Origin of the sequence: Streptomyces sp. YS-3 (genome assembly GCF_045257485.1) — a bacterium.
In the GTDB taxonomy this organism is placed as follows: Bacteria; Actinomycetota; Actinomycetes; order Streptomycetales; family Streptomycetaceae; genus Streptomyces.
On record NZ_JBJHPC010000341.1, the window covers coordinates 1 to 7,943 of the forward strand.

Consider the following 7,943-nt stretch of genomic DNA (forward strand, 5'->3'; position numbering starts at 1 on the left):
CCCGCCGACCCGGTCGCGCCGCGGTGGGCGCCGGAACGATCCTGCGCTGCTCGCCCGTGTCGGCCACCACCATCCGGCGGCGGGAGCCGGTGCCCGCCGGGTCCGGCCGCTGCGGCGCGCCCGGGTCGGCGGGAGTGGCCCGGCGATGGCTGCCGGTGTCGGAGGGGTTGGCGACGCGATGGCTGCCGGTGTCGGACGGGCCGGCCACGCGGTGCGTGCCGGTGTCGGAGAGGTTGGCCACGCGGTGCGTGCCGGTGTCCGTCCACGCGGCGCCGTCGAAGGCGTCCACGTACTCGCGCCGGGGTCCCGGTATTCGGACACCGGGACCGGGGCGCGCCGGAGCGCCGGAGCCGGGCGCCGGGGGGTCGCCCCAGCCGCCACCGCCCTCGTGGTGCTCGGGGTGGCCTCCGCGGACCGGCACGCCGTGCGCGGGGGTGGTGCCGCCCTGGTGCGGGGCGGAGGTGCCCGGAACCGGCCGGGTCCGCGGCAGCGGACCGGTCGTCGGGCCGTCGGCGCGGCGGCGTCCGCCCGCCGGCTGCGCGCCCTCCGCCACGGGCCGGGGCCCGGTGGCGTCGGCGCTTCGGGTGGCTTCGGGAGTGCCCGCGGCGCCCCTGGGTCGGCTGTGTCGTCCCACGCCCCGGATCAGCTCCTGTTTCCGCAGTCGTCGACCAGGTCCCGGAAGGCCTGCGCGACCGCCTCCGGGTACTCCAACATCGCCAGGTGCCCGGCGTCGGGCAGGGTCAGCAGTCTCGACCCGCGGAACGCGGCGGCGGCTCTGCGGGCCATCCGGAAGGCGACGAGCCGGTCCCGGCCGCCGTACACCAGCAGGGTGGGGGCGAGCACGCGCTCGGCCTGCCGCCACAGCCCGTGCTGTCCGCCCAGGGTGTATGCGTTCACCACGCCCCGCGCCGAGCGGACCATCGCGTCCCAGAAGTACGGCATCCCGAGGCGGCGCTCCATCTCCTCGACCGCCGCCCGGAAGGCCTCGGGGCTCACCCGGCCCGGATCGCCGTAACAGAGGGCCATCGCGGCGCGCGTACGCTCCTCGACCGTCCAGTCCTTGGTCATCCGCGCGAACAGCGCGGCGGCCCCCGGCACCGCGAGCAGGGCGGTGGGCCAGGCGGTGCGCTGGGCGCGGAGTTCGGGGAGCGCGGGCGATATCAGGGTGAGGGTACGGACCAGGTCGGGGCGGACCGCCGCGACCCGGGTGACGACCGCGCCGCCCAGCGAGTTCCCGACGAGGTGGACGGGCCCGCGCCCCTCGGTGTCCAGCAGCCGGATCACCGCGCGCGCGTGGCCGGTGACCGAGTAGTCGCCGTCGTCCGGCGGCGCGGAGTCCCCGAAGCCGGGCAGGTCCACGGCCTCGCAGTCCACCGTCTCCGCGAGCAGCGGCATCAGGGCGGACCAGTTCTGCGAGGAGCCGCCGAGTCCGTGCACGAACAGGGCGGGGGGAAGCCCGGAGCGGGTGCCGGGACGGGTGCGGATGTTCAGCGACAGCCCGGGCAGACTCACCGAGCGCAGCTCTTCACCGTCCGCCACCCGGACCGCGCCCACCCGGGGTACCGGGGCGGCAGCGGCGGCAAGGGTTTCCGGCAGCTCGGTCGAGGACATGCGGGCAATGTTACGAGACGATCACACCGTGGTTCGTGTGTTCGCCGTCACAGATCGCATAGCGGTGCGCAGACCTAGCCCATAGGCTCGATATCAAGCCCTCGAAAAGGGAGCAATCATGCCCGTCGACCCCAGTGATCCCGAAATGTTCGAGGAAGAATTCCAGGAAGAAGCCGGCACGGTGGAGCTCGACGAGGAGACGCCCGAGGCGGACGCGGCCGAGCAGCACACCGAGGTGCGGCAGGACCGCGACGAGCCGCTCTCCCGGGTCGACCCCGGCGAGGCGAACGAGGCCGACGCGGTCGAACAGGCACGTGTGGTGGCCCTCGACGAGGACGACTACCGCTGATTTGTTCGGATAACGGGGCGTATCTCCCGCTACCCAGCGCGTCCGGTCCGTGAAATTCTGCGTGCGCACCGCGCACAGCCGGGTTACCCAAAAGTACGATGGCGGCGCGCGTCCTTCGCGCACGAGATCAATTTTTGGGAGGCGGCGTGACAGCCATCGAGCAGACCGAGGCGGCGCGCCCGCGAGGCACGCGCCTGCCCCGCCGGGCCCGCCGCAATCAGCTTCTGGGCGCGGCCCAGGAAGTCTTCGTCGCACAGGGGTACCACTCGGCCGCGATGGACGACATCGCGGAGCGGGCCGGTGTCTCCAAGCCGGTCCTCTACCAGCACTTCCCCGGCAAGCTGGAGCTCTACCTGGCCCTGCTCGACCAGCACTGCGAGGCGCTGCTCCAGGCCGTGCGCACGGCGCTCGCCTCCACCAGCGACAACAAGCTGCGGGTCGCCGCGACCATGGACGCCTACTTCGCGTACGTGGAGGACGAGGGCGGCGCGTTCCGCCTGGTCTTCGAGTCCGACCTGACCAACGAGCCCGCCGTCCGCGAGCGCGTGGAGCGGGTCAGCCTGCAGTGCGCCGAGGCGATCTCGGACGTGATCGCCGAGGACACCGGCCTGTCCAAGGACGAGTCGATGCTGCTGGCCGTGGGCCTGGGCGGGGTCTCCCAGGTGGTCGCCCGCTACTGGCTCTCCAGCGAGTCGAAGATCCCCCGGGGCAAGGCGGTGCAGCTGCTCACCTCGCTGGCCTGGCGCGGTATCGCGGGCTTCCCGCTGCACGCCTCCGAAGGCCACTGAACAGCGCCTGCGGGGCGCGGGTGTTCGCTCCTAGCGTGCGGCGCCGCGCCCGTCCGGGTCCCCTCTCCGGGCTAATGTGTGCGGGGTACGGCGCGGCTGACCGCGCACCGCAGACCGTCGGAGGGACATAGCCGTGGAGGTCAAGATCGGCGTGCAGCACGCACCCCGGGAGATCGTTCTGGAGAGCGGGCAGTCCGCCGAAGAGGTCGAGAGCGCGGTAGCCGGCGCCCTCGCCGGCAAGGCGCAGCTGCTCAGCCTCCAGGACGACAAGGGCCGCAAGGTCCTCGTGCCGGCCGACCGGATCGCGTACGTGGAGATCGGCGAGCCGACGGTTCGCCGGGTGGGCTTCGGCCAGCTGTAGCCCCGTACGGCAGGAACGAGGGAGCGGCCCGGCGGTCATCGACCGCCGGGCCGCTCCCTTTTCGCGCCGCTCGCGCGCGGTGCGCCGGGCCGGTGCCTCCTGTGCCCCCGCTGTGCTCCACACGGTGAGGGGAGGGTTGCGTTCCGCGAGGCTCGGGTAGGACGGCTGGTGACCGACAGCCTGACCACACACCGCGGGAGGGACGTACATGCTCCTGGAAGCGCTCGGCTCCGTCATGCTCGGCATCGCCCTCGCCTGGGCCGCCGCATCCCGTCTGCCACACCGCCTGCCCGAGCGGCGAACCGTTTTCGCGGTGGGCTCGCTCGGCGCGCTGTTCGGCGCCTTCCTGACCCACTCGGCGGTGGGCCCCGGGCACAGGGTGACCACGATCGTCGGCGCCACCTTCATCGCGGTGGTCGCGCTGTCGCTGCTGCTGCGCCCGAGGGGCCGCCTGCGCCGCTCGGCGGCGTAGGCGGCGATAAGCTCCGGCGTTCCTAGGCGGCCAGGCCCAGCGCGGCCATGCGCTTGGTGTGCGCCTTGGTGATGCGGGCGAACATCTCGCCCACCGCGGCCAGATCGAAGCCGTCGGCCATACCGCCGACCAGCATCGTCGACAGCGCGTCGCGCTCCGCGACCACGCGCTGGGCCTGCGAGAGGGCCTCGCCCATCAGCCGCCGCGCCCACAGCGCGAGCCGGCCGCCCAGCCGGGGGTCGGCGTCGATCGCGGCGCGCACCTTCTCCACCGCGAAGTTGCCGTGGCCGGTGTCGTCGAGCACCGCGAGCACCAGACCGCGGGTGTCCGAGTCGAGCCGGGCCGCCACCTCGCGGTAGAAGTCACTGGCGATCGAGTCGCCCACGTACGCCTTGACCAGGCCCTCCAGCCAGTCCGACGGGGCGGTCTGGTGGTGGAAGTCGTCCAGCGCCTTGGCGAACGGCTCCATCGCGGCGGTCGGCTCCGTGTCGATCTCGGCGAGGCGGTCGCGCAGCCGCTCGAAATGGTGGAACTCCGCCGAGGCCATCTTCGCCAGCTCCGCCTTGTCGGCGAGCGAGGGCGCCAGCTTGGCGTCGTCGGCGAGCCGCTCGAAGGCCGCCAGCTCGCCGTACGCGAGGGCGCCGAGCAGATCCACCACGGCGGCCCGGTACTGGGGCTCGGCAGAGGCCGTCGCCCAGTCCTGGGCGGCGATCCCGGTGGGCTCGGCCGCGCTCTCGGTGTTCCCGGTGGTCCCGGTGTTCCCGGCGTTCTCCGTGGTGTCGGCGGCAGGCGCGGCGGCTTCGGTTCCGGCCGCGTTGGCGTTGTCAGGCGTCTCCATGCAGCGCACAATAGCCCGCTCCCGGCAGGGCGGAAGGGCCTGGTCAGCCAGAGCGCCCGACCGGTTCCCGGGAATTCGCCCAACACACATGCGCGAATCCGGGGTACAGTGGTAATGAGCCTGCCGAGGATCATGTATTCGGCGGGCGGCTTGATGAATGAGGATGCCCGGTCGGTCGCCCGGTCGGCTCCGACCCGACAGCCCTCCAGTGCGGCACGTGACAGTACGTAACCGCAGATGAGGGACCCCTCAGCGGCACGAGCGCTTGAGCGACGGCAGTGGTCCCGCGCCACCCGGCCCGGTCGATCCCCGACACCTGGCCGGATGGACCCACGGCACGGTAAGACCCGCCGCGTTCGCCTCCGTACCGCGTCTCACAGAAGAGGCAGCACCCTGACTACGTTCCGAGACCTCGGGATCCTCCCCGAGACCGCCGAAGCCCTTGAGGCCGTCGGTATCGTGTCCCCGTTCCCCATCCAGGAGATGACGCTCCCCGTCGCGCTCTCCGGCTCCGACGTCATCGGCCAGGCCAAGACCGGCACCGGCAAGACGCTCGGCTTCGGTCTGCCGCTGCTGGAGCGCGTCACCGTCCCCGCGGACGTCGAGGCGGGCCGGGCCAAGCCCGAGCAGCTCACCGACGCCCCGCAGGCGCTCGTCGTGGTCCCGACCCGCGAGCTCTGCACCCAGGTCACCAACGACCTGCTCACCGCCGGCAAGGTCCGTAACGTCCGGGTGCTCGCCATCTACGGCGGCCGGGCGTACGAGCCGCAGGTCGAGGCCCTCAAGAGGGGCGTCGATGTGATCGTCGGCACCCCCGGCCGGCTGCTCGACCTGGCGGGCCAGCGCAAGCTGGACCTCTCCCACGTCCGCGCGCTCGTCCTGGACGAGGCCGACGAGATGCTCGACCTGGGCTTCCTGCCCGACGTCGAGAAGATCATCAACATGCTTCCGGCGAAGCGCCAGACCATGCTGTTCTCGGCGACCATGCCGGGCGCCGTGATCGGTCTCGCCCGTCGCTACATGTCGCAGCCCACGCACATCAGCGCCACCTCGCCAGACGACGCGGGCGCGACCGTCGCCAACACCGCGCAGCACGTCTTCCGCGCCCACTCGATGGACAAGCCGGAGCTCGTCGCGCGCATCCTCCAGGCCGAGGGCCGCGGACTCGCGATGATCTTCTGCCGTACGAAGCGGACGGCCGCCGACATCGCCGAGCAGCTCGCCAAGCGCGGCTTCGCCTCCGGCGCGGTCCACGGCGACCTCGGCCAGGGCGCCCGCGAGCAGGCGCTGCGCGCCTTCCGCAACGGCAAGGTCGACGTGCTGGTCTGCACCGACGTCGCCGCCCGCGGCATCGACGTCGAGGGTGTGACGCACGTCATCAACTACCAGTCGCCGGAGGAGGAGAAGACCTACCTCCACCGCATCGGCCGCACCGGCCGCGCGGGCAAGAAGGGCATCGCGGTCACGCTGGTCGACTGGGACGACATCCCGCGCTGGCAGCTGATCAACAAGGCGCTGGACCTGGGCTTCCCGGACCCGGTCGAGACGTACTCGACCTCGCCGCACCTCTTCGAGGAACTCAACATCCCGGTGGGCACCAAGGGTGTCCTGCCCCGCGGCGAGCGGACCCGTGCGGGTCTCGCGGCCGAGGAGCTGGAGGACCTGGGCGAGACGGGTGGCCGTGGCCGCAAGTCCGCCGCCGCCGCGCCGGTCGCCACCGAGGAGCGCGCGCCGCGCACGCCCCGGCAGCGCCGTCGTACCCGTGGTGGCTCGTCGGCCGAGGCGGACGCCCAGGCGCCCGTGGCCGCGCAGCCGGCCGTCGCACCGGAGGCCGAGCACACCGAGAGCACCGAGCACCCCGAGAGCACCGAGCCGCGCACCCCGCGCCGCCGTCGCCGCACCCGTGTGGGGGTGGCCCCGGTGGAGGCGGCCCCGGCCGCCGAGGCCGTGACCGCCGCGGTGGCCGTCGCCGAGCCGGTGGCACCGTCGGCCGCGGAGACCGTGGTGGATGGTGTGGAGGCCGTGGAGGCCGAGACCAAGCCGCGCCGGACCCGGACCCGCAAGTCCGCGACGGTGGCCGAGCCGGCCGCCGAGGCCGTGGTGGAAGCCGTGGAGGCCCCGGAGGCCGAGACGAAGCCGCGCCGGACCCGGACCCGCAAGGTCGCGGCCGTCGCCGAGGCGCCGGTCGTCCCGGCGCCCGCCGCCGAGGCTGCGCTCCCCGCCGCCGAGCCGGTGGCCGCCGCCCCGCGCCGCCGTACCCGCAAGGGGGCGGAGCAGGTCGTGGAGGCCGTCGTCGAGGCGCCGGCCAAGCCGCGTCGCCGGGTGCGCAAGGTGGCCGCCTCCTCCGAGGTCGGCTTCCTGACCCCGGAGTCGGCCGCCCTGGAGATCGCCGCCGCGAAGGCCGCCGAGGCCGCCGCCCAGCCGGCCCGGTCGCGCAAGAAGGCCGTCGCGGCCGAGCCCGAGGCGTCCGTCGCCGCCGAGCCCAAGCCGCGTCGTACGCGCGCGAAGAAGACCGCGGAGGCCGCCCCCGAGGCGGCGGCGGAGCCCAAGCCCCGCCGTACCCGCACCCGCAAGGTCGCGGCGCCCGAGGCGTAAGCACGCGTCAGCACACCGTACGGTCGGCCCGGCATCCCCACGGGGGTGCCGGGCCGCGGTGCGTCCGGGGTGGCGTTCTAGCGCCCGTGCACCCCGGTTACGCTCGGCGTATGAGCAAGCCCCGGTCCCTGGCCCTGCCCTCGGGCACGCGCGCGTACGCGTTGGAGACGCCCCGCGGGCGCTTCGCCGTACTCGACTGCGAGCCCGTCGTACCCAGGGTGGGGACGGCACTGCTGCTGCCCGGCTTCACCGGCAGCAAGGAGGACTTCCTCGCCCTCCTGGAGCCGCTCGCGCGGGCCGGGTACCGGACGGTGGCGGTCGACGGGCGCGGCCAGCACGAGAGCCCCGGGCCGCGCGGCGCGTCCGGCTACACGCCGCGCGCCCTCGCCGAGGACGTCGTGGCGCAGGCGGCGGCGCTGGGGGACGGGCCCGTGCACCTCGTCGGCCACTCCTTCGGCGGCCTGGTGGCCCGCGCGGCCGTCCGCCTCGCCCCGCGCTCCTTCGCGTCGTTGACGCTGCTGGCGTCGGGGCCGGGGCATGTCGGCCCCGAGCAGCGCGCCAGGATCCGCCTGCTGCGGGCCGCGCTGCCGGTGCTGCCCCCGGCGGTGGTGTGGGCGGCGACGCGGTGGCTGGACAGCCGGGACCCGGCGTACGAGCCGGACACGCCGGAGGTGGCGGAGTTCCTGCGCCGGCGGTGGTTCAACACGCGGCCGGGCCAACTCGTCGCGGCGGGCCGCCAGTTGCGGACGGAGCCGGACCGCACCGAGCAGATCGCCGCGCTGCCCGTGCCGCTGCATGTGGCGTACGGGGACGAGGAGACGGTGTGGACCGTGGAGGAACTCGCGGCGCTGGCCCGGGACACGGGGGCGCGGCACACGGTGATCGCGGGCGCGGGCCACTCCCCCAATGTGACGCACGCGGGGGTGTTG

8 protein-coding genes and 1 pseudogene are annotated in these 7,943 nt (G+C 74.0%); 6 read left to right on the plus strand and 3 right to left on the minus strand.

Annotated elements, in window-relative coordinates:
• Both ACJA3G_RS24255 and ACJA3G_RS24260 read right to left on the minus strand, forming a co-directional pair.
• Positions 1 to 634, minus strand: a pseudogene (locus tag ACJA3G_RS24255) (hypothetical protein); the annotation flags it as partial.
• 8 nt (positions 635 to 642) lie between these two features.
• Positions 643 to 1,611, minus strand: a complete 969-nt coding sequence (locus ACJA3G_RS24260) for an alpha/beta fold hydrolase (RefSeq protein ID WP_406555152.1) — start codon at positions 1,609 to 1,611, stop codon at positions 643 to 645.
• A 118-nt stretch (positions 1,612 to 1,729) separates the two neighbouring features.
• On the opposite strand from ACJA3G_RS24260, the gene ACJA3G_RS24265 reads away from it, so the two are divergent.
• From ACJA3G_RS24265 to ACJA3G_RS24280, 4 genes are all read left to right on the plus strand, one after another.
• Positions 1,730 to 1,960, plus strand: coding sequence for a hypothetical protein (locus ACJA3G_RS24265; protein ID WP_406555153.1), 231 nt, complete (start codon positions 1,730 to 1,732; stop codon positions 1,958 to 1,960).
• Positions 1,961 to 2,106: 146 nt separating this feature from the next.
• Positions 2,107 to 2,748, plus strand: coding sequence for a TetR/AcrR family transcriptional regulator (locus ACJA3G_RS24270; protein ID WP_406555154.1), 642 nt, complete (start codon positions 2,107 to 2,109; stop codon positions 2,746 to 2,748).
• A 133-nt stretch (positions 2,749 to 2,881) separates the two neighbouring features.
• Positions 2,882 to 3,109 (plus strand): DUF3107 domain-containing protein, encoded by a 228-nt coding sequence (locus tag ACJA3G_RS24275; protein ID WP_406555155.1) that lies wholly within the window; start codon positions 2,882 to 2,884, stop codon positions 3,107 to 3,109.
• A 208-nt stretch (positions 3,110 to 3,317) separates the two neighbouring features.
• Positions 3,318 to 3,581 (plus strand): hypothetical protein, encoded by a 264-nt coding sequence (locus tag ACJA3G_RS24280; protein WP_406555156.1) that lies wholly within the window; start codon positions 3,318 to 3,320, stop codon positions 3,579 to 3,581.
• A gap of 22 nt (positions 3,582 to 3,603) precedes the next feature.
• On the opposite strand, the gene ACJA3G_RS24285 is transcribed toward ACJA3G_RS24280, so the two are convergent.
• A complete protein-coding gene (locus ACJA3G_RS24285; RefSeq protein ID WP_406555157.1) occupies positions 3,604 to 4,428 on the minus strand; it encodes a ferritin-like fold-containing protein in 825 nt (274 codons plus the stop codon).
• 474 nt (positions 4,429 to 4,902) lie between these two features.
• Here ACJA3G_RS24285 and ACJA3G_RS24290 point away from each other — a divergent pair, with 474 nt between their 5' ends.
• Positions 4,903 to 7,014 (plus strand): DEAD/DEAH box helicase, encoded by a 2,112-nt coding sequence (locus ACJA3G_RS24290; RefSeq protein ID WP_406555158.1) that lies wholly within the window; start codon positions 4,903 to 4,905, stop codon positions 7,012 to 7,014.
• Between the two features lie 110 nt (positions 7,015 to 7,124).
• On the plus strand, positions 7,125 to 7,943 hold an 819-nt coding region (locus ACJA3G_RS24295; RefSeq protein ID WP_406555159.1), incomplete at its 3' end, for an alpha/beta fold hydrolase.

What these genes read in the sequence shown, in the direction of transcription:
- ACJA3G_RS24280 (WP_406555156.1), top strand. Translation starts at nt 3,318, where the DNA reads ATGCTCCTGGAAGCGCTCGGCTCCGTCATGCTCGGCATCGCCCTCGCC.
- ACJA3G_RS24265 (WP_406555153.1), top strand. Translation starts at nt 1,730, where the DNA reads ATGCCCGTCGACCCCAGTGATCCCGAAATGTTCGAGGAAGAATTCCAG.
- ACJA3G_RS24260 (WP_406555152.1), bottom strand. Translation starts at nt 1,611, where the DNA reads ATGTCCTCGACCGAGCTGCCGGAAACCCTTGCCGCCGCTGCCGCCCCG.
- ACJA3G_RS24290 (WP_406555158.1), top strand. Translation starts at nt 4,903, where the DNA reads ATGACGCTCCCCGTCGCGCTCTCCGGCTCCGACGTCATCGGCCAGGCC.